Here is a 19,788-nt window from a genome sequence, read left to right on the forward strand (position 1 = left end):
CTAGGCCCCCTTGCGGGCCGTGGACTTGCTCGCCGTGGATTTGCTCGCAGTCTTGCGCGGTGCCGCTTTCTTGGCCGCGGCCTTCTTCGCCGGCTTCTTCTTCGGGGCGGCCGACTCGCCTTCCCGCCGCCCGCTCGCCTCGAGGCTGCGCTGCAAGGCGGCCACCAGATCGACCACCTCGGCATCGGGCTGCTCGGCCGGTTCGGCGGCGGTGGATTCGACCTTGCCGGTGCCGCTGGCGATCGCCTCGTCCAGCAGTTTCTGCAATTCGATCTGGTATTCGTCGGTGTATTCGCCCGGATCGAAATCACCCGACATCGACTCGACCAGCGTTTCGGCCATCTTCAATTCCTGCGGGCGTGGCGTTGGCGCGTCTTCGAGGGAGGGGAAGTCGACGGCACGTACTTCGTCGGGCCACAACAATGTCTGCAACACCAGCACGCCGTCGCGGACCCGTAATGCGGCCAGGCGGGTTTTCTGGCGCAGCGTGAAATGCACGAGGGCGGTCTTGTCGATGCGCTCGAGCGTGGCCGCGAGCAGCTGATATGCCTTCGGCGTCGCCGAATCGGGTTCCAGGTAATAACTCTTGTCGAACAGCACCGGGTCGATCTGGTCCGACGGCACGAATTCCAGCACCGGAATCTCGTGCTTCTCCGCGGCGGGCAGTTTGGAGAAGTCCTCGTCGGTGAGTACCACCTGCTCACCGTCGGGCGAGACATAGGCCTTGTCGATATCGGAGAACTGCACCGAGTTCCCGCACACCTGGCAGACCCGGTCGTATTTGATCCGGCCCCCGTCCTTGGCGTGGACCTGGTGAAACCGGATGTCATGGTCCTCGGTCGCGGTGTACACCTTGACCGGGACATTGACCAGCCCGAAGGCGATCGAGCCCTTCCAGATGGACCTCATGCACCCCATCATTACCGACCGGCGTGATCGGCGCGAGGAAGCGATGCCGAAACGGTGCGTGCCCGTGATGCGACGGCGCTTGATTCCACGCCCGCGATTCCGGTGATCGGGGACGAGACGAACAGCCTCGCCAGTCGATCTGATCGAATTACCGAATGGTGCGTGCTGATCTGATCGTCGCCGGACTCGGTCCCGCCGGGCGCGCGGTGGCGCACCGGGCCCGCGCCCGCGGCCTGTCCGTTGTCGCGATCGACCCGCGCCCTGGCAGAACCTGGACGCCGACCTACGCCGCCTGGGCCGACGAATTGCCGACATGGCTCGACACCACCGTCATTGCGGCGACGGTCGACGCACCGACCGCGTGGGCGGTGGGGGAGCACCGGCTCGACCGCGCCTATCAGGTGCTCGATACCGAGGCCCTGCAGCGGTCGCTGACGCTCGACGGTGCGCGCGTGATCGCCGACGAGGTCGTCTCGGTGAAGACGGGTGTGGTGCGCACGGCCCGCGGCGAGACATTCGAGGGGCGGGTCGTCGACGCACGTGGGCTCGCACGGCAGCCACGACGGCCCGAGCAGACCGCCTACGGGGTCGTCGTGGACCGGGCCACACTGGGTTCCGCCCCGACCCTGTTCATGGACTGGCGACTCGACAACGGCGCGGGACCCCACGACCCGCGCTCGTTCCTCTACGCCGTGCCGCTCGGCGCCGACGCGATGCTGTTCGAGGAAACCTGCCTGGTCGGTCGCCCCGCCTTGACACCCGAGGTCCTGCGCGCCCGCCTCGAACATCGGCTGCGAGTCCGCGGCATCCCACTCACCGGCACGGAACGCCTTGAGCGAGTGCGGTTTCCGGTGGCAGGGGGCAAGCCCGGAGCTGGTCGCTTCGGGGCGGCCGGTGGGCTCATCCACCCGGCGACGGGGTACAGCGTCGCCGCCTCGCTGGCAACCGCAGACCTCGTCGTCGACGGCGGCTCACCATGGACCGTCCGAGCCCGGACCGTCGCCGCCCTGCGCCGAGCAGGTCTGCGAGCACTGCTCGCCCTGCCACCCCAGGACCTGCCGATCTTCTTCGAGGCATTCTTCGATCTGACCCCGGCCCGACAACGTTCGTATCTGTCCGGCCACGACGATCTATCCGGCACCGTCGCCGCGATGAGCGCGCTGTTCGCCGCTCTGCCATCTCGCCTGCGCCGCATCCTGGCCACCTCGTCGCTCGGTCTCGGCTGACCGCAACGCGACCCAGGATCGCTACCCGGTAGTTCGGGTAGTCCGAGCGACGGCGCGAACGTCGCGGGGTTGCTAACATCGCCGGGCGAACGCGCCGACCCGCCAGCAGGATCGGGCCGACGAGGCGGGCCGACCGGGTGACACCGAATACCGCACGTCGAGATGCGTGCCGCAGTGTTGCTCGACGAGACAGGGGTATACCGGTGTTCGAATTCACCAAGCGGCGTGGCCGCTGGGTGCTCGGTGTTTTCGCGGTGCTCGCGCTGGTGCTCGGAGCACTCGGCGCGACGCTGTTCGACCGGGTGGAGGGCGGCGGTTACACCGACAGCGGCAGCGAGTCCAGCCGGGCGCTCGATGTGCTGCGCGACGAATTCGGCCAGGGCCCACCGAATCTGGTGCTGCTGGTGGAGACCGAGGACTCGGTCGACGACCCCGAGTCCACCGCCGCCGCGACAGCGCTCGTCGCCAACCTGCAGGAACGCGCAGGCATCACCGATGTGTTGTCCTACTGGACGACCCACCAGCCCGCGCTGCGCAGCATCGACAACAAACAGGGCCTGATCGTGGCCACGGTCCTCGGCAGTGAACGCGAGATCGACGAACGGGTCGCCGCCGTCGCCGCCGATCTCGCGGGCACCCAGGGCGAACTGCGGGTCCGCGTGGGCGGTTTCGCGATGCTCATGCACGAGACCGTCGAACAGAGCAAGACCGACATCGTCAAGGGCGAGGCCATCGCGTTCCCGCTCACGCTGCTGGCGCTGCTGTTCGTGTTCGGTGGGCTGGTCGCGGCGAGCCTGCCGCTGCTGGTCGCCGTGGTCACCGTGCTGATGACGATGGGCACGCTGTGGTTGCTCGCGGTGTTCACCCCGCTCGCGGTCACCGCTACCAACGTGGCGACCCTGCTCGGGCTCGGCCTGGCCATCGACTACAGCCTGCTGATCGTCAACCGCTACCGCGACGAGCTCACCGAGGGCCGCGCCCCGGCCGCCGCCGTGCGTGCCACCCTGCGCACGGCGGGCCGCACCGTCGCGTTCTCGGCGCTCACCGTCGCGGTGGCGCTGGCCGGTCTGGTGTTCTTCCCGCTGCTTGCCATCCGGTCGATGGGGTACGCGGGCGTGATCGTCGCGGGCCTGGCCGCCCTGGTCTCGTTGACCGTGCTGCCCGCGATCCTGCTGCTGCTCGGCACCAACATCGACCGTGGTCAGCTCGGCTGGTGGTTCCTGCGCGCGCCACGGCCCGCACCGGGTGAGGGCGCCTGGCACAAACTGGCCACCGCCGTCATGGGCAAACCGATCCCGATCGGGCTCGCCGTCGCCGCGGTGCTGTTGCTGCTGGGCACCCCGTTCCTCGGGGTGAAACTCGGCTTCCCGGACGAACGGGTGCTGCCTGCGTCGATGAATTCGCGGCAGGTCGCCGAGACCGTGCAGCGCGACTTCGGCGACAGCGACCAGGACACCCTGGTCGCGGTGCTGCCCGACAGTGCCTACAGCGCCGAGGGATTGGACGCCATCGCGCGCACGATGTCGGACCTGGACAACGTGCGCCGCGTCGACACCGCGACCGGCAGCTACGCCCAGGGCGGGCGGCTGGCCGAACCGACCGCGCTCAATGCCCGCTTCCGGGCCGAGCGCGCCGCCTACCTCTCGATCGTCCCGTCCACCGGTGACAGCCACGAACTCGGTGCCCTGGTGGAACAGCTTCGCGCCCAGCAGGTTCCGAGCGAGATCCTGATCGGCGGGGTCGCGGCGGCCAATGTGGACTCGGTGAACGCCATCGAAGACGCCCTGCCGTGGGCGCTCGGCTTCGTGGTGATCCTGATGCTGATCGTGCTGTTCCTGCTCACCGGCAGCGTGGTGCTCCCGGTGCTCGCGGTGATCCTCAGCGCGCTCAGCCTCACCGCCACCTTCGGTGCGCTGGTCTGGATATTCCAGGACGGGCACCTGTCGGGAGTGCTCGGCTTCACCGTCACCGGTGACCTCTCGGCCACCGTTCCGGTGATGCTGTTCGCCGCCGCGTTCGGCCTGGCGATGGACTACCAGGTGTTCCTGCTCTCGCGCATCCGGGAGGAGTACGACCGCACCGGCAAGAACGAGGCGGCCGTCGCCCTCGGCCTGGAACGGATCGGGCGCATCGTCACCGCGGCCGCCATCCTGATCTCGCTGGTGTTCCTCGGTTTCCTGGCCTCCGACATCACGTTCATGAAGGCGTTCGGCATCGGTTTGCCGCTGGCGGTGATCGTGGACGCCACCCTGGTCCGCGGGTTCCTGCTGCCCGCCGCGATGAAGGTGCTCGGCGAGGCCAACTGGTACGCACCGGATTTCTTGCGCAGGCTGCACGACCGGTGGGGTCTCGACGAGGGTGGCGCACGCGCGAATCTGCCGGTGCGTGATCCGCTGGGCGTCACCGGAAAGCCGACCGTCGAGGTGATCGACCCGCTCGCCCGTGCCGAGGCCGAGCGTGCCGCCGCCAAGGGTGACGACCCGCTCGTGCGCGCCGAGGCCGAGCGTGCCGCCGCCAAGGGTGACGAGGCGCTGGCGGGCGCCCGCGAAGACTGAGCGGGGTGGGGGCGAGCCTGCCCCCACCCCGCCGGTTTCAGATGCCGCCGGTGGCCAGCAACCCGCCGTCGACGCGGACGCAGTCGCCGGTGATCCAGGACGCCTCGTCCGACACCAGGAAGGTGATCAGGCGCGCCACGTCCTCGGGGGAGCCAAGGCGCTTCATCGGATACACGCTCGCCGCCCGTTCCTCATCGGCGGAGAACAGGGCGTCGGCGAACTTGGTCTTCACCACACCGGGAGCGACCGCGTTCACCCGGATGTTCGGGCCGAGCTGCCACGCCAGCTCCTCGGTGAGCCGGATCAGCGCCGCCTTGGAGGCGCCGTAGGCCGAGATCACCCCCGAGGAGCGGATACCGGCCACACTCGCCACGTTCACCACCGCACCGCCGTGCTCAGCCATCCACGCCTTGTAGGCCTGCTGGACATAGCCGAGCGCGGCCACGACGTTCACGTCGAAGATCTTGCTCACCGCACCGAGATCGGCGTCCATCAGCGCACCGAACACCGGGTTGATGCCGGTGTTGTTGATCAGGATGTCGAGCGAACCGAACTCGGTGACCGCCCGGGACACGGCCTCGGCCCGCGCGTCGGCGTCACCGGAGTTGCCCGCGACGGTGCTCACCTGGCCCTTGTGCCCGAGAGCGCGCAACTCCTGCGCGGCGGCTTCCAGCGGTTCGGGTTTGCGGGCGGTGATCAGCACATTCGCGCCCGCGCGCAGCAGTTCGGCGGCCGTCGCCAAGCCGATGCCCCGGCTGGCGCCGGTGACGAGAGCGGTACGGCCAACTAGATCGGTAGTCATGCGACGAGAGTAACCACGCTCACATCCGTCGGCGCCAGGTTCGAGGCACCGGCGGCGGGGCGGTAAAATAAGTGGTTCTTGCCGGAACCGTCGGTGCACCATGGAGACGGTTCGGCGACCATCTGCTTTCGACATCGAGGAGAAGCTCTGTGATCACGGCGACCGACCTGGAGGTCCGGGCCGGAGTCCGCACCCTGCTCTCGGCCCCCGGGCCGGCGTTGCGGGTGCAGTCCGGCGACCGGATCGGACTGGTCGGGCGCAACGGCGCGGGCAAGACCACCACCCTGCGCATCCTCGCGGGTGAGGGCGAGCCCTACGCCGGGAAGATCACGCGCTCCAGCGAGATCGGTTACCTGCCGCAGGATCCCAAGGAGGGCGATCTCGACGTGATCGCCCGCGACCGCGTGCTGTCGGCCCGCGGTCTCGACGCGCTGATCCGCGACATGGAAAAGCAGCAGCTGCGCATGGCCGAGGTCGCCGACGACGCCGAACGCGAGAAGGCCATCCGCAAGTACGGGCGCCTGGAAGACCAGTTCTCCTCTCTCGGCGGTTATGTCGCCGAGAGCGAGGCCGCGCGTATCTGCAACAGCCTCGGCCTGCCCGACCGGATCCTCGACCAGCAGCTGCGCACCCTGTCCGGTGGTCAGCGCCGCCGCATCGAGCTGGCCCGCATCCTGTTCTCCGCCTCCGACGGCAGCGGCGGGCGCTCCGACCGCATCCTGCTGCTCGACGAGCCGACCAACCACCTCGACGCCGACTCCATCACCTGGCTGCGCGGGTTCCTGCAGAACCACGACGGCGGCCTGATCGTCATCAGCCACGATGTGGACCTGCTCGATGCCGTGGTGAACAAGGTGTGGTTCCTCGACGCCGTGCGTGGTGAGCCCGACGTGTACAACATGGGCTGGAAGAAGTACCTCGACGCCCGCGCCACCGACGAGCAGCGCCGCGTCCGCGAGCGCGCCAACGCGGAGAAGAAGGCGAGCGCGCTGCGTCAGCAGGCCGCCAAGCTCGGCGCCAAGGCCACCAAAGCCGCTGCGGCACACCAGATGGTGCGTCGCGCCGAACGGTTGATCTCCGAACTCGACGACGTGCGCGTGGCCGACAAGGTGGCCCGCATCCGGTTCCCCGAACCCGCGCCGTGCAGCAAGACTCCGCTCATGGTCAAGGATCTGACCAAGCTCTACGGTTCGCTCGAGATCTTCACCGGCGTGAACTTCGCCGTGGACAAGGGATCTCGCGTCGTGGTGCTCGGCCTCAACGGTGCCGGTAAGACCACCATGCTGAAACTGCTCGCCGGGGTGGAGACACCCACCGCCGGTGGTGTCGAACAGGGCCGTGGTCTCAAGGTCGGTTACTTCGCCCAGGAACACGACACCCTCGACGACCAGGCGACGGTGTGGGAGAACATCCGCCACGCCTCCCCGGACGCGGGCGAACAGGAACTGCGAAGTCTGCTCGGCGCCTTCATGTTCAGCGGCCCGCAGCTCGAGCAGCCGGCGGGCACCCTGTCCGGTGGTGAGAAGACCCGTCTCGCGCTGGCCGGTCTCGTCTCCTCGGCGGCCAACGTGCTGCTGCTCGACGAGCCGACCAACAACCTCGACCCGGTCTCGCGCGAACAGGTCCTCGACGCGCTGCGCACCTACGCGGGCGCGGTGGTGCTGGTGACCCACGACCCGGGCGCGGCCGAGGCGCTGAACCCGGAACGGGTGATCCTGCTGCCCGACGGCACCGAGGACCACTGGTCGGCCGAGTACGCCGAACTCATCGATCTCGCCTGAGCGGACCGGCCTTCGGCCAGGAGATCGGTGTGTCGCGAGGGAACTCGCGGGGTTTTCGTGAGGTTCGTCACTGTTTTCCGTTGATCACCGGGTGCGGAGTGTCTAGCCTGGAATGAGCTGCTCGGCGACTCGGAGGAAGCCATGAGCGACAGTGCGAGACAGGCCGCTCGATCGGCCAAGGCAACATCGACAGGCAAGACCGCGCTGGGGAAGGGCACCCGGGTCACGGGTAAGTCCCGTGACAGGTTGCAGTCCCAGCTGAAGAAGCAGTACGAGGCGGGTGCCAGCATCCGCTCCCTGGCCAGGGCGACCGGCCGCTCGTACGGCTTCATTCACAATGTGCTGGTCGAATCGCATGTCGAGCTGCGCGGGCGCGGCGGCGCCAACCGCCGCAAGAACCCTGAGACATAGCGGCTGGCGCCGCGGGTTCTCGGCCCGGGAGGCCTCGATCTTCCCTCCCTCCGGGCACTCCTTCGTCGCACCCTCCGCTCAGTCCAGATCGAGGCGGCCGAGAACCCTGGACTGATCACCAACCGGGTACCGCCCCGTCACCCTGCACCAGCAGGTTCGCCAGGCTGGTGAACAGGGGTAGCCCCGTCTTGATCTCCAGGTAGGCGAACTGGCCCTGCGGATTCACCTCGAGGAAGTAGTACTCGCCGTCGACGCCCAAGCGCAGGTCGACCACGCCGAAACTCAAGCCGAGCGCGCCCATCAGGGTGGCCAGCGACTTGCTTACCGAGGCGGGCAGCCGGTCGGGGGCGAACGCCACCGAGGTGTCGAGCCGCGAGTCGACCCGGCCGACACCCGCCTGTGAATCGATGCGCACCGCCCATTCGACGCCGTCGACCCACACCACCCGCAGATCGCAGGTGGCGTCCACGTAATCCTGGAAGGTCGTCGGCGTCGAACGGATCGAGGTGAGCCGGCCCAGCTCGGGCCGGGTGATGATGCGCGTCTCGGAGAACTCGCCACGGCCCGTGCCGGTGCGTTTGTAAACCACGGGTACCGAACGGGATTCGACGAAACTGCGCGCCTCGTCCGGGTCGTTGGTGATGAGTGTCTCCGGGACGGCGAAACCGGCCCGGTGTGCCGTTTCGAGCTGCACGATCTTGCGGCTCGCGGTGCGTTCGGCGGCCGGGTCGTTCACCCAGTAGGCCGGGATCGACCACAGCATCCCCTGGAGGAAACCGTCGCATTCGGCCTGGCGGAATTCGTCGTCGGCGGCGCGCACACCGTGCGGGACGCGGCACGGGTGCGGCCTGCGCCACCACACCGCGCGCACGTCGTCCAGGCCGTGCACATGCGACAACGCCCGATTCGTTCCGGCCTTGTCGAGACGGAAACTGCCTGTCTCGGAAGGGAAGTCGCGCAGGTCGAGCCGGATGGGATCGATGCGGTGGTGCTCGCGCAACGTGACGGCCAGTGCGTCGGCGTGCAGGTCGTCGGTTTCGGAGACGATGAGCACCGCGTCGGTCGCGCGTTCCATGACTGTGTCGGCCGCTTCAGTCGAGACTGTCGCAGTTGATGCCGTCGTGGAAAGTGAACGTCGCCCCTGAGGTGCCGCCACGCTCGGCGATCCGCAGTTTCGCCGCCCAGCTGCGGGTGGCTTCGGCGAGCTGCTCGTCGCCGAGGGCCTCCGACGGTGCGGGGGCCAGCGTGATGGGTCGTTCGACGAGTTCCACGCGCATCCGGCGGGTGAAATCGGCGGTGGCGCCGGGGCGGATGTCGACCTGCACCTGCCGACCCTCCGCCGCACGCTCCTCGGTGAGCCGCAGGATATCGCGGCGATCGAAGGTCCAGGTCCCGCCGTCGACGCGGACCGAGACATCGCGCTCGGACTCGGCCACCAGCTGTCCGCGCAAGGCGGGGCCCCGGCTTCGGGACGACGCATTAGCGGGGAGGTGGATGGCGTCGGTCATGGGCACTCACTCCGATCTTCTCGTCTGCTCGCGATTTGCCAGAACCCCTCTAGGCGCTTCGGATCATAACGTGAGCGAACCTTTCACCGAGGGTGTTCGCGAGATTTACGGAGCGCCGGGCAAACCGCCGAGCGGCGCGTGATCGCCTAGCAGGACGAGAATTTCGGGCAACCGCAGTGCGTGCAGGTATCCGACACGGGCAATCGATCAGCAAACGAAAACAGCAACGGCGCGACAGGCACCCCGGCGAAGTTGCCGACCGATGCCTACCGCCGCCGTCCGCAGTCGATCACGCAGTCCGGTTCTCGGCCGCCTCGATCTGGACTGACCGGAGGGTGCGACGAAGGAGTGCCCGGAGGGAGGGAAGATCGAGGCCCCCGGGCCGAGAACCCGCGGCGCCAGCCGCCGTGTCAGAGCCCGAGGATTTCGGGGTTCTCGGCGAGGGAGCGGAAGTGGCCTGCGGGGTCGGCGACGAGTCGGCGGGTGGTCAGGTCCATCGCGCCCGCGGTGACGGTGATCTCGGCGGCGACCGTGCCGTCGAGTTTGATGATCTGGTGGTGGAAGCGGAACACCTTCTCGCCGTCGCGCCAGTCGAAGGCGCAGGTCACGGTGACCTCGTCGCCGCCGCGCAGTTCGCGCTTGTACTTGATCGTCGACTCGAGCACCACCGCGCCGATGCCGCTGGCGATGAACTTGTCCTGCGGGATGCCTGCCGCGCGCAGCAGTTCCCAGCGCGCGTGCTCGCCGTACTGGTGGTAGACGGCGTGGTTCAGGTGGCCTTGGGTGTCGAGCTCGTAGCCGCGGACGAGGACCGGTACCGAGAACGTCATACAGCGTACAACCGGCGCCTTCGCGCGGAATGTTCCCGATTCCGGTGCAACCTCGGCCACATTCGCGTCACCCGCGTATAGGTCAGCGGCGCTGGGCGTTTCGTTCGGCTGTCCACGCGGGCGCGTCGATGAAGTAGTTGTCGAATTCCGCTTGGGCGGCGAGGAATTCGGTGTGATCCGCCGTGCCCTTCGCGAGCCGGTCGAGCAGGCGGAAGTACTCGAATCGCTGCACGCCCGGCATCAGCGCGATGAGGATGCGGGCCCCGCTCTCGGGTGTGGCGCCGAAGGCGTGCGGCATCCGGCGGGGGACGACGAGCGACCCGCCCGCGCCGACGGTGAGGATGCGGTCGCCCGCCATCACCTGCAGTTCGCCGTCGGCGACGTAGAACAGCTCGTCGGAGCGGGTGTGATAGTGCGGCGCGGCCCCGTCGGCGCCCTGGTCGAGGGTTACTTCCACGGTGCTCACCGTGCCGTCGCTTGCCTCGGAATCGGTGAGCAGCCGCACCCGGACGCGGTCGGTGCCCAGCGTCTCGGCGTCCTCGGGCAGGCAGAGGGCGATGTCGCGTGTGTCCATGACGGTTCCGTTCGTCGGTTGATAATTCGCTACCGAACTATATCCCGTCGAATAGAATCCTGTCCATGGACGAATCGACCGCCGACGCTGTAGACGCGATCGCCGCACAGTGGCGCCGCGAACGCCCCGACCTCGACCTGACGGCGATGGCGGTGTTCGGCAGGCTCGGTCGACTGCTGAACGTCGCCACGGCCCGTATCGAATCCGTGTTCACCGCGCACGGGTTGCAGCGTGGCGAGTTCGATGTGCTTGCCGCACTTCGTCGTTCGGGTGCGCCGTTCGAGCTCAACCCCTCGGTGCTCGCGGACACCCTGATGCTGTCGCGTGCGGGCATGACCGGGCGGATCGACCGGCTGGAGGCGGCGGGTCTGGTGCGGCGCATCGCGGATCGGGTGGATCGGCGGGCCGTGCGGGTGGCGCTCACCGAGGAGGGCCGAGAACTGGTCGACCGGGTCGTCGTCGCGCACACCGAGAACGAGACGACCATGCTGTCGGCGCTGGACCGCGACGATCAGGCAGCGCTCGACAGAATCGCGCGAAAGCTGTTGGGAGCGTGGGAGAGCGGACCCGATCCCGCTCCGGGGGATGGAGGTACGCGGTCTTCCCGCTGAGCGCTCGGGTGGCCATGGAGGCGGGAATCGAACCCGCGGCATCCGTCCTGCGGAAGTCGGCGCTCTACCTACTGAGCTACTCCATGGCCGGGTCGAGCCTAGCTCAGGACTCCTTGCGCCGCACCGACGCTTCGACGAGATCCAGTACAGCGGAAAGGTTTTCGTCGGTGTGGCCGGAGGCGATGCGCGCGATCAGGCCGTCGAGGACCAGGTCGAGATAACCGAGCAGGACATCGGTGGGGACGTCGTCGCGCAGCGCGCCCGCGGCCTTGCGTCGCTCCAGGCGGGCGAGGGTGGCGGCGGTGAGTTCGGCCGAGCGCTGGGTCCAGCCCGCGCGGAAGTCGGGATCGGTGCGCACGCGGCGGGCGATCTCGAGGCGGGTACCCAGCCAGTTGAATTCTTCGGGGCGGGCGAGCATATCGCGCATCACCTGCACGATGCCCTGGGTAGCCGCGACCTCGGCCATCCGTTCGGCGTCGTCCTTGGCCAGGGCGAAGAACAGGGCGTCCTTGTCCCGGAAATGGTGGAAGATGGCGCCGCGGGACATGCCGATGGCCTCTTCCAGACGGCGCACGGTGGCGCCTTCGTAGCCGAATTCGGCGAAGCAGCGCCGGGCACCGTCGAGGATCTGGCTGCGGCGGGCGGCGAGGTGGTCGTCGCTGACCTTGGGCATGATTCCTCCAGTGACGCCATATGCGGACCCCCGCCCCGGAACACCGAGGCGGGGGACTCACAGCACGAAGAGCATCCGAGCGGATGCCCTTGCGGCGCGGCGTCGTTCGACACCGCGCCACCGATCGGGCAACTAGCCGCGGATCATGTTGCGCAGCACGTACTGCAGGATGCCGCCGTTGCGGTAGTAGTCGGCCTCACCGGGGGTGTCGATGCGGACGACCGCGTCGAAGGTGGTGACCTTGCCGTCTTCGGCGGTGGCGGTGACCTTGACGGTCTTCGGCGTGACACCCTCGTTGAGGGCGGTGATGCCCTCGATGTCGAAGGTCTCGGTGCCGGTCAGGCCCAGCGACTGAGCCGACTCGCCCTGCGGGAACTGCAGCGGCACAACGCCCATACCGATGAGGTTGGAGCGGTGGATGCGCTCGAACGACTCGGTGATGACGGCCTTCACGCCCAGCAGGCTGGTGCCCTTGGCGGCCCAGTCACGCGAGGAGCCCGAACCGTATTCCTTGCCACCGAGCACGACCAGCGGGATGCCCGCGGCCTGGTAGTTCTGCGAGGCGTCGTAGATGAACGCCTGCGGGCCACCTTCCTGGGTGAAGTCGCGGGTGTAACCACCCGAGACGTCGTCGAGCAACTGGTTGCGCAGCCGGATGTTGGCGAAGGTGCCACGGATCATGACCTCGTGGTTACCGCGCCGCGAGCCCAGGGAGTTGTAGTCCTTGCGCTCCACGCCGTGCGAGTCCAGGTACTGCGCGGCCGGGGTGCCCGGCTTGATCGGACCGGCCGGGGAGATGTGGTCGGTGGTGACCGAGTCGCCGAGCAGCGCCAGGACGCGGGCGCCCTTGATGTCGGTGACCGGGTCGGGATCCATCTTCATGCCGTCGAAGTACGGCGCCTTGCGGACGTAGGTCGAGTTCTCGTCCCACGCGAAGGTGTCGCCCTCCGGGGTGGCCAGGTTCTGCCAGCGCTCGTCGCCGTCGAAGACGGTGGCGTAGGAGTTGCGGAACATGTCCTGGTTGATCGCCGACTTGATGGTGTCGTCGATCTCCTGGGCCGAGGGCCAGATGTCGCGCAGGAAGACGTCGTTGCCGTCGGAATCCTTGCCGAGGGCGTCGTTCTCGAAGTCGAAGTCCATGGTGCCCGCGAGCGCGTAGGCGATGACCAGCGGCGGGGAGGCCAGGTAGTTCATCTTCACGTCGGGGGAGATGCGACCCTCGAAGTTGCGGTTACCCGAGAGCACGGCGGTGACCGAGAGGTCGTTGTCGTTGATCGCGGCCGAGATCTCCTCGGGCAGCGGGCCGGTGTTGCCGATGCAGGTGGTGCAGCCGTAACCACCCACGTAGAAGCCGAGCTTCTCGAGGTAGGGCCACAGGCCGGCCTTCTCGTAGTAGTCGGAGACGACCTGCGAACCCGGCGCCATGTTGGTCTTCACCCACGGCTTGGTCGACAGGCCCTTCTCGACCGCGTTGCGGGCGAGCAGCGCGGCACCGAGCATGACCGACGGGTTGGAGGTGTTGGTGCAGGAGGTGATGCCCGCGACGACGACGGCGCCGTGGTCGAGGACGAAGTCGCCACGCTCGGCCGAACGCACGGTGACCGGCTTGGACGGGCGGCCCTTGGCGCCGTTGGCGGCCGAGTGCGCGGGGGTGTAGGAGTCACCGGCGTGATCGGCCGACACCGAGACGGGGTCCGAGGCCGGGAAGGTCTCGTCGACACCCTCGTCGAGCGCGGTGTAGTCGCCCACGTAGTCGACGATGTCGGAGCGGAACGCCGACTTCGACTCGCTGAGCAGGATGCGGTCCTGCGGACGCTTCGGACCGGCGATGGACGGCACGACGGTGCTCAGGTCCAGCTCCAGGTACTCCGAGTACGCCGGCTCCTTGTCGGCGTCGTGCCACATGCCCTGTTCCTTGGCGTAGGCCTCGACGAGCGCGAGCTGCTCGTCGGTGCGGCCGGTCAGGCGCAGGTAGTTGATGGTCTCCTCGTCGATCGGGAAGATCGCCGCGGTGGAACCGAACTCGGGGCTCATGTTGCCGAGGGTGGCGCGGTTCGCGAGGGGCACCTCGGACACGCCCGCACCGTAGAACTCGACGAACTTGCCGACCACACCGTGCTTGCGCAGCATGTCGGTGACGGTGAGCACCACGTCGGTGGCGGTGACGCCCGGCTTGATCTCACCGCTGAGCTTGAAGCCGACGACGCGCGGGATGAGCATGGAGACCGGCTGGCCGAGCATCGCGGCCTCGGCCTCGATGCCACCGACGCCCCAGCCCAGCACACCCAGGCCGTTGACCATGGTGGTGTGCGAGTCGGTGCCGACACAGGTGTCGGGGTAGGCCTGGCCGTTGCGGACCATGACGGTGGGCGCCAGGTACTCGATGTTGACCTGGTGCACGATGCCCATGCCCGGGGGGACGACCTTGAAGTCGTCGAAGGCGCCCTGTCCCCAGCGCAGGAACTGGTAGCGCTCGCCGTTGCGCTCGTACTCGAGTTCCACGTTGCGCTCGAGGGCGTCGGCGCGGCCGAAGACGTCGAGGATCACCGAGTGGTCGATGACCATGTCGGCGGGGGAGAGCGGGTTGACCTTGCTCGGGTCGCCACCGAGGGTGGTGACGGCCTCACGCATGGTGGCCAGGTCGACGATGCAGGGCACGCCGGTGAAGTCCTGCATGATCACGCGCGCGGGGGTGAACTGGATCTCCACGCTCGGCTGCGCCGAGGGGTCCCAGTTCGCGATCGCGCGGATGTGATCGGCGGTGATGTTGGCGCCGTCTTCGGTGCGCAGCAGGTTCTCCGCCAGCACCTTCAGGGCGTAGGGCAGCTTCTCGGTGCCGGGAACAGCCGAGAGTCGGAAGATCTCGTAGGAGTTGCTTCCGACCTCGAGCGTGCCTTTGGCGCCGAAGGTATCGATACTCTTCGTCACGTCAGCTCCACTCATTGGTGAGGGTGTGCCGCCGGCGGGGCTGTGCCGGCGGCTCGCGTCTTCGGAGGGGGATCCGGCGCCGTGAGATGCCGGTTTCCTCGCCGTACGAGCCTAACAGTACGCTTGTCCTATGAAATAATCGGGGCGCCGCGTCAGCACACGGCGTGCCGTGGCGACCGGTTCCCGCGCGCCGTCGCGTACTGTGCCTGTCGAGCGAGTCGGGGACTGACGCAGTGACGCTCACCTTGGCAGTGTTGGATGCCCGTCGCATCGCGACCGGGGCTCGACAGACCGGATGGAAAATGACCGTCTTGCACACCTTTGCGCCGATGGCCGTCGAACTGCCGCCGAACACGGATCTGGGCGGTCTCCGCGCCGACCTCGCCGACAACCACGTGGCCGCGCCCAAGGGCAAGGATCAGCAGGAACTGGCCGCGATCGTCGCCGAGGCGCGCGCGGACGGCATTCCGCTCAGTGTTGTCGTCGTTCCCGGTAATCCCGGCCACGATTCGAGCCTACGTGACCTGGCCACCGAGCTGGGCAAGAACACCGAGGGCACGGTCGCGGTGCTCAGTGACGACTGGATCGGCACCTACAGCGACGACATCAGCCGTGTGCGGCTCGAGTGGGCCGAGGACGTGGCCAAGTACCGGGGCAACCACCCCGAGGAGGCCGTGTCGGCGTTCGTCGGCCGCCTCGAGCAGCCCGAGGGCGTGTCGTGGGGCGCCATCACCGGCGTGATGCTCGCGCTGACCGTCCTGGTGATTGCGGGGCTCTACTTCGTGAAGGCCCGGCGTGGCCCGGATGACGACGCCGTCGTCGTCGCGGGCGACGATGCGGGTTCTCTCCGTTAACTGGTTTCTCTCCAGTCACATTTCCAGACCTTCGGTCTGTTTCTGCGTGCCGAAACATGGCGCACCTCAGGCTAACGCCGGGCAATCGCCGAATTGATGTCCCGTCATGCCGTGGCAGTTGTTTCCTTTGTGAAATATGTGTCGTACGGTAGCGATGATCGCGATCGGGAAAGCAGTGGTACAGGGGGCATTGGTCGACCCTTGGGGTCACTGAGTCGGCTGATGCGCCAGTGGCGTATGTCGAGTCGAGTCACTCGGAGGTGCCGTGCGCGGTGCGAGCGGGCAGGATCAACCAGGGCGGTTACGGGTAGCGATCGGGTTGCTGGCGGTGCTCGCTGTCGTCGTGACCGCGGGTCCGACGACGGCCGTGCCGCCGCCACCGCCGAACCCGTCCGACAGCGAGATCGCGGGCGCGGGCGCGGAGGTGGACGCGCGCGTCGGCGAGATCGGCGCCCTCATCAACAGGGTCGCCGCCGCCGATCAGCAATTGCGTGCTCTCGACGACGCCCTCGCAGGGAAGCGCGAGGCCGTGAACCAGGCGCTCGTCGATCTGCAGACCGCGCGTGACGCCGCCGACTCGGCCGCTGCCGCCGTGGCCGACAGCCAGACCCAGCTCGCCGACGTCGGCGCGAAAGTCGTCGCCGCGCGCGGCGATTTCGATCAGCTCGCGACCCAGGCCTATGTGCGTCCGTCGTCCAGTTCGGTGGTCACCTATTTCGCGTCCTCCACGCCGGACGCGGCGATGGATCGCGCGCAGGTGCTGAGCATGGTGTCGAAGAATCAGCGCCAGGTGCTCGACGACCTGCGCCGCGCCCAGATCGCCCAGGCCAACCAGAACGCCGCCGCCCGCCAGGCCAAGGCCGACGCCGACGCCGCCGCGAGTGCGGCCGAGCAGAAGAAGCACGCCGCCCAGGCCGCCGTCGACGTCGCCAAGGCCGAATTCGACAACCAGGCCGCCGCCCGCGACACCCTCCAGCGCGACCGCGCCGCCGCCCAGATCGCCCTCGACACCGCTCGCTCGACGGTGGCGGGCCTGCAGAGTCAGCGCGAGATCTTCCTCGACTGGAACGATCAGCAGAAGGCCCAGCTCTCCGCTCTGCTCGCCGCCGCCAACGCGGCCGCCGCCCGCGCCGCCGCCGACCAGGCCGCCCGCGACCGCGCCGCCCGCCTCGGCGAGGACCAGCGCGCGCACACCGACCTGGAATCGACACCGACCGCACCGCGAAAATCCAAACCCCGATCGACGACACCGCAGGTCACCGGCTCGGCCGCGATCGAGACCGTGATCGACCGCGCCATGTCCCAGCTCGGCGTCAGCTATGCCTGGGGCGGTGGCGACGAGGAAGGACCAACCCTCGGCATCCGCGACGGCGGCGTCGGCGACTCGCACGGCGACTACAACAAGGTCGGCTTCGACTGCTCGGGCCTGATGCTCTACGCCTTCGCGGGCATCGGTGTCTCACTGCCGCACTACAGCGGCTACCAGTACAACGCGGGCACCCGCATCCCCGTCGAGGAACGCGAACGCGGCGACATGCTGTTCTGGGGCCCCGGCGGCAGCCAGCACGTCGCGCTCTACCTCGGCGACGGGACGATGATCGAAGCCCCCGAATCCGGTGACGTGGTGAAGATCTCGCCCGTGCGCGAAGGCGGCATCATGCCGTACGCGGTGCGCATCGTCACCGAGTGAGCGGCGGAGGGCTCGGCGCGCGTGGTCGCGGCCGAGCCCTCCGTATTCAGTGACCGATCGCGGCGGGAGGGCGGACGACTTCGGTCATCGTCGCGGAGACGATCACGTTCGACAGGTACCGCCGTTCGTCTCGGTCGAACGACCCGCCACAGGTGATGAGTCGCAGGTGTGCGGCATCGTCGGCGGCGAACACACGATCGGTGGGGAATCGGTCCTTCGCCACGACTTCCGTGCGGTCGACGACGAAACGGGTGACGCTGCCGTCCTGTCTGGTCACCAGGATTTCGGCACCTGCGGTCAGCTCACCGAGGTGGAAGAAGACCGCGGGACCGTCCGCCGAGTCGACGTGGCCGAGGATCACCGCGGCACCGGCCTCACCGGGACTGGCACCGGGCGAGAACCACGACGCGTGGTCGAAATATGCCGGTGCCGCGAGAGCTCCTGTCGCCGTGGTGCCGCTGGTGCCCAGTGTCGTGTCCAATCCGAGCTCGGGGATGCGCAGTCGCACCGGTGCCGATCTTCCCAGTGGCTGCGCGGCGGGCACGGCGACGGCGGCCGTCGTCGCTATGCCCGCCGGAGGCGATGCTTCCTGTCGCGGCTCGCTGGTCGCGGCGAGGACGAACAGCCCCGCTGCCACCGCGACCAGGGTGGCCCCGACCAGCGCGGCCACCGAGGATCTGGACCACGTCGAGGTCGGTGGATGGGCCGTCATACCAAGCTGTTTCGTTGTCCGGAACGTCGGCTCCACACAGCCGCCAGGGCCGCGCCGAGCAGTGCGAGCAGCCCGAGTCCCGCCAGCGGCAACCGCTCGTCGAGCAGCCGTCCACCCGAGCCGGTCTCCGGAGCGCCCGATGCCGACGCGTACCCGTTCCGCGCCTGCGAGTCGCCGGCCGCGGTCGGCAGGTTTCGCGGCGATCCGTCCGCACCGCTGCTCGCCTGGGCTCCCGCGCCACCGTCGCCCGACGCGTGCCCAGGCAGCGCGGGCACGGCTGCGGTTCCGGGGCCACCCGGAACCGCGGGCTCAGCCGCTTCCGGCGCCGTCTGCGTCGCACCACCGGAGCCCGCCCCAAGTAGCGCACCCCCGGCCCCCAGGCTCCCGAGCGCCGCGCTGCCGACTGCGGCGCTGCCGACTGCCGCGCTGCCCGCCGCCAGCGCGCTCCCTGTCCCCGCGCTGCCTGCTCCGAGTGCGCTGCCTGTGCCGAGTGCTGCGCTGCCGGTGGCCGCGCTGCCTGCCCCGAGTGCTGCGCTGCCGGTCGCCGCGCTGCCTGCCCCGAGTGCTGCGCTGCCGGTGCCGAGCGCTTCGCTGCCGACTCCCGCGCTACCGGTGGCCGCGCTGCCGACTCCCGCGCTACCGGCGGCCGCGCTGCCGACTCCCGCGCTACCGGCGGCCGCGCTGCCGACGCCTGCGCTGCCGATTCCGAGGATCAGTGCGAGCGTTTCCGAGCTGCTGCCGAGTCCGAGAGCACCGACCGCGCTTCCCGTGCCCAACAGGGTGCCGAGGGCGACCCCACCGCTGCCGGTCGCCGCCGCGCTGCCGCCGTCGAGCAGAGCAAGCAGGACCCCGAGTCCGGATGCCGCGCTACTGCCGGTGGCGGCACTGCCCGAGGCGAGCAGGCTCGCCGCGGATCCCGCGCCGAGCGCGCTTCCCGCACCCAGCGCTTCAGCGCTGCCCGCGGCCAGACCACTACCGACCCCGAGTGTTTCGGCGCTGCCTGCGCCGAGTGCGCTACCGGTGCCCAACGCTGCGGCGCTGCCCGCACCGACTGCGCTACCGGTGCCGAGCAATTCCGCGCTGCCGGTGCCTAGTGCACTACCGGCCCCGAGTGCGCTGCCGGTGCCGAGGACTTCGGCGCTGCCCGCACCGATCGCGCTGCCGGTGCCGAGGGCTTCGGCGCTGCCGGTAGCCAAGGCGCCACCGGCATCCAGACCGGAGCTGCCCGCTCCGAGAGTGCTGCCGGTGGTAGGTGCGTCAGCTGCTCCTCCGGCGCTGCCCACACCGAGACCGAGAGGTTCGGAACTGCCAGTGGCCGAGCCGAGTTGGGCGCCCGCGCCCGGGTTTACGCCGCCGAGCGCGGAGCCGAGACCAGCCGAGCCGGTGTCGAGCCCGATGATGCCGGGCAAGTTCAGGGGGTCGGCGCCTGCGGGAGGTGCCGCGGCGAGCGCGACGGTAGTGGCGGTGGCCAGAACCGCCAACGACAGCAAACTTCTGGGGAACTTGAAGCGGGAGTGCATCTGCATGAGGTCACCTTCTTGGAAAAGAACAATCCGCCAGACCGAAACTGGCCCGATATCCGAAACCAGCTCCGGATACACGCCATAAAACTCGCCACGAACGCGGTGAAATGCCAGGTAAAGGTGTGTTTGAGAACACTGCCTACCGGGACGGCGGCGCGACCTGCGGTTTCCATGGCAACCGAACACAAACCGTTACCTGGG

At 68.7% G+C, this 19,788-nt stretch carries 17 protein-coding genes and 1 tRNA gene; 7 read left to right on the top strand and 11 right to left on the bottom strand.

Annotation, left to right across the window (positions count from 1 at the left end; translation table 11 throughout):
• Window positions 1–909 carry a non-homologous end joining protein Ku gene (gene ku, locus ACWEVR_RS05150; protein ID WP_452465900.1) on the bottom strand — a complete coding sequence of 303 codons (909 nt, stop codon included), beginning with the start codon at window positions 907–909 and terminating at the stop codon, window positions 1–3.
• Window positions 910–1,064: 155 nt separating this feature from the next.
• Here ku and ACWEVR_RS05155 point away from each other — a divergent pair, with 155 nt between their 5' ends.
• Both ACWEVR_RS05155 and ACWEVR_RS05160 read left to right on the top strand, forming a co-directional pair.
• A complete protein-coding gene (locus ACWEVR_RS05155) occupies window positions 1,065–2,135 on the top strand; it encodes a lycopene cyclase family protein (RefSeq protein WP_452465901.1) in 1,071 nt (356 codons plus the stop codon).
• A 203-nt stretch (window positions 2,136–2,338) separates the two neighbouring features.
• The gene (locus ACWEVR_RS05160; protein WP_452465902.1) at window positions 2,339–4,690 is read left to right on the top strand and encodes an MMPL family transporter; all 2,352 of its coding nucleotides are present in this window, start codon (window positions 2,339–2,341) and stop codon (window positions 4,688–4,690) included.
• A 37-nt stretch (window positions 4,691–4,727) separates the two neighbouring features.
• Here ACWEVR_RS05160 and ACWEVR_RS05165 read toward each other — a convergent pair whose 3' ends face one another.
• Window positions 4,728–5,492, bottom strand: coding sequence for an SDR family oxidoreductase (locus tag ACWEVR_RS05165; protein WP_067493730.1), 765 nt, complete (start codon window positions 5,490–5,492; stop codon window positions 4,728–4,730).
• A 149-nt stretch (window positions 5,493–5,641) separates the two neighbouring features.
• On the opposite strand from ACWEVR_RS05165, the gene ACWEVR_RS05170 reads away from it, so the two are divergent.
• The gene (locus ACWEVR_RS05170) at window positions 5,642–7,273 is read left to right on the top strand and encodes an ABC-F family ATP-binding cassette domain-containing protein (RefSeq protein ID WP_067493732.1); all 1,632 of its coding nucleotides are present in this window, start codon (window positions 5,642–5,644) and stop codon (window positions 7,271–7,273) included.
• A 141-nt stretch (window positions 7,274–7,414) separates the two neighbouring features.
• On the top strand, window positions 7,415–7,684 hold the full coding sequence (locus ACWEVR_RS05175; protein ID WP_452465903.1) for a helix-turn-helix domain-containing protein: 270 nt from the start codon (window positions 7,415–7,417) through the stop codon (window positions 7,682–7,684).
• A 115-nt stretch (window positions 7,685–7,799) separates the two neighbouring features.
• Here ACWEVR_RS05175 and ACWEVR_RS05180 read toward each other — a convergent pair whose 3' ends face one another.
• The 4 genes from ACWEVR_RS05180 to ACWEVR_RS05195 form a co-directional block, all read right to left on the bottom strand.
• Window positions 7,800–8,759 (bottom strand): hypothetical protein, encoded by a 960-nt coding sequence (locus tag ACWEVR_RS05180; protein ID WP_452465904.1) that lies wholly within the window; start codon window positions 8,757–8,759, stop codon window positions 7,800–7,802.
• Window positions 8,760–8,775: 16 nt separating this feature from the next.
• Window positions 8,776–9,192, bottom strand: coding sequence for a hypothetical protein (locus tag ACWEVR_RS05185; RefSeq protein WP_452465905.1), 417 nt, complete (start codon window positions 9,190–9,192; stop codon window positions 8,776–8,778).
• A gap of 410 nt (window positions 9,193–9,602) precedes the next feature.
• Window positions 9,603–10,022 carry an acyl-CoA thioesterase gene (locus tag ACWEVR_RS05190; protein ID WP_067635978.1) on the bottom strand — a complete coding sequence of 140 codons (420 nt, stop codon included), beginning with the start codon at window positions 10,020–10,022 and terminating at the stop codon, window positions 9,603–9,605.
• 82 nt (window positions 10,023–10,104) lie between these two features.
• On the bottom strand, window positions 10,105–10,596 hold the full coding sequence (locus ACWEVR_RS05195) for a cupin domain-containing protein (protein WP_452465906.1): 492 nt from the start codon (window positions 10,594–10,596) through the stop codon (window positions 10,105–10,107).
• Between the two features lie 65 nt (window positions 10,597–10,661).
• Here ACWEVR_RS05195 and ACWEVR_RS05200 point away from each other — a divergent pair, with 65 nt between their 5' ends.
• The gene (locus ACWEVR_RS05200; protein WP_452465907.1) at window positions 10,662–11,207 is read left to right on the top strand and encodes a MarR family winged helix-turn-helix transcriptional regulator; all 546 of its coding nucleotides are present in this window, start codon (window positions 10,662–10,664) and stop codon (window positions 11,205–11,207) included.
• Between the two features lie 9 nt (window positions 11,208–11,216).
• On the opposite strand, the gene ACWEVR_RS05205 is transcribed toward ACWEVR_RS05200, so the two are convergent.
• The 3 genes from ACWEVR_RS05205 to acnA all read right to left on the bottom strand — a co-directional run bounded on the left by ACWEVR_RS05205 (window position 11,217) and on the right by acnA (window position 14,808).
• Window positions 11,217–11,293, bottom strand: a tRNA-OTHER gene (locus ACWEVR_RS05205).
• Window positions 11,294–11,310: 17 nt separating this feature from the next.
• A complete protein-coding gene (locus ACWEVR_RS05210; protein WP_452465908.1) occupies window positions 11,311–11,880 on the bottom strand; it encodes a helix-turn-helix domain-containing protein in 570 nt (189 codons plus the stop codon).
• Between the two features lie 132 nt (window positions 11,881–12,012).
• Window positions 12,013–14,808, bottom strand: coding sequence for an aconitate hydratase AcnA (gene acnA, locus ACWEVR_RS05215; RefSeq protein ID WP_452465909.1), 2,796 nt, complete (start codon window positions 14,806–14,808; stop codon window positions 12,013–12,015).
• 302 nt (window positions 14,809–15,110) lie between these two features.
• Here acnA and ACWEVR_RS05220 point away from each other — a divergent pair, with 302 nt between their 5' ends.
• Both ACWEVR_RS05220 and ACWEVR_RS05225 read left to right on the top strand, forming a co-directional pair.
• The gene (locus ACWEVR_RS05220; protein WP_452465910.1) at window positions 15,111–15,662 is read left to right on the top strand and encodes an Rv1476 family membrane protein; all 552 of its coding nucleotides are present in this window, start codon (window positions 15,111–15,113) and stop codon (window positions 15,660–15,662) included.
• A 265-nt stretch (window positions 15,663–15,927) separates the two neighbouring features.
• On the top strand, window positions 15,928–17,352 hold the full coding sequence (locus ACWEVR_RS05225) for an NlpC/P60 family protein (protein ID WP_452465911.1): 1,425 nt from the start codon (window positions 15,928–15,930) through the stop codon (window positions 17,350–17,352).
• Between the two features lie 46 nt (window positions 17,353–17,398).
• Here ACWEVR_RS05225 and ACWEVR_RS05230 read toward each other — a convergent pair whose 3' ends face one another.
• Together ACWEVR_RS05230 and ACWEVR_RS05235 are read right to left on the bottom strand one after the other, a co-directional pair.
• Entirely contained in the window at window positions 17,399–18,064 is a 666-nt protein-coding gene (locus ACWEVR_RS05230; protein ID WP_452465912.1) for a class F sortase, read from the bottom strand.
• Window positions 18,061–19,590: a hypothetical protein gene (locus ACWEVR_RS05235; RefSeq protein WP_452465913.1), complete on the bottom strand. Its 1,530-nt coding sequence runs from the start codon at window positions 19,588–19,590 to the stop codon at window positions 18,061–18,063. The genes ACWEVR_RS05230 and ACWEVR_RS05235 overlap by 4 nt, the downstream gene beginning before the upstream one ends.
• Window positions 19,591–19,788: the final 198 nt, after the last annotated feature.

The organism is Nocardia sp. NPDC003979 (genome assembly GCF_053605015.1).

What these genes read in the sequence shown, in the direction of transcription:
- ACWEVR_RS05155 (WP_452465901.1), top strand. Translation starts at nt 1,065, where the DNA reads ATGGTGCGTGCTGATCTGATCGTCGCCGGACTCGGTCCCGCCGGGCGC.
- ACWEVR_RS05190 (WP_067635978.1), bottom strand. Translation starts at nt 10,022, where the DNA reads ATGACGTTCTCGGTACCGGTCCTCGTCCGCGGCTACGAGCTCGACACC.
- ACWEVR_RS05235 (WP_452465913.1), bottom strand. Translation starts at nt 19,590, where the DNA reads ATGCAGATGCACTCCCGCTTCAAGTTCCCCAGAAGTTTGCTGTCGTTG.
- ACWEVR_RS05210 (WP_452465908.1), bottom strand. Translation starts at nt 11,880, where the DNA reads ATGCCCAAGGTCAGCGACGACCACCTCGCCGCCCGCCGCAGCCAGATC.
- ACWEVR_RS05165 (WP_067493730.1), bottom strand. Translation starts at nt 5,492, where the DNA reads ATGACTACCGATCTAGTTGGCCGTACCGCTCTCGTCACCGGCGCCAGC.
- ku (WP_452465900.1), bottom strand. Translation starts at nt 909, where the DNA reads ATGAGGTCCATCTGGAAGGGCTCGATCGCCTTCGGGCTGGTCAATGTC.
- ACWEVR_RS05180 (WP_452465904.1), bottom strand. Translation starts at nt 8,759, where the DNA reads ATGGAACGCGCGACCGACGCGGTGCTCATCGTCTCCGAAACCGACGAC.
- ACWEVR_RS05220 (WP_452465910.1), top strand. Translation starts at nt 15,111, where the DNA reads ATGACCGTCTTGCACACCTTTGCGCCGATGGCCGTCGAACTGCCGCCG.
- ACWEVR_RS05230 (WP_452465912.1), bottom strand. Translation starts at nt 18,064, where the DNA reads ATGACGGCCCATCCACCGACCTCGACGTGGTCCAGATCCTCGGTGGCC.
- ACWEVR_RS05195 (WP_452465906.1), bottom strand. Translation starts at nt 10,596, where the DNA reads ATGGACACACGCGACATCGCCCTCTGCCTGCCCGAGGACGCCGAGACG.
- ACWEVR_RS05185 (WP_452465905.1), bottom strand. Translation starts at nt 9,192, where the DNA reads ATGACCGACGCCATCCACCTCCCCGCTAATGCGTCGTCCCGAAGCCGG.
- ACWEVR_RS05175 (WP_452465903.1), top strand. Translation starts at nt 7,415, where the DNA reads ATGAGCGACAGTGCGAGACAGGCCGCTCGATCGGCCAAGGCAACATCG.
- ACWEVR_RS05200 (WP_452465907.1), top strand. Translation starts at nt 10,662, where the DNA reads ATGGACGAATCGACCGCCGACGCTGTAGACGCGATCGCCGCACAGTGG.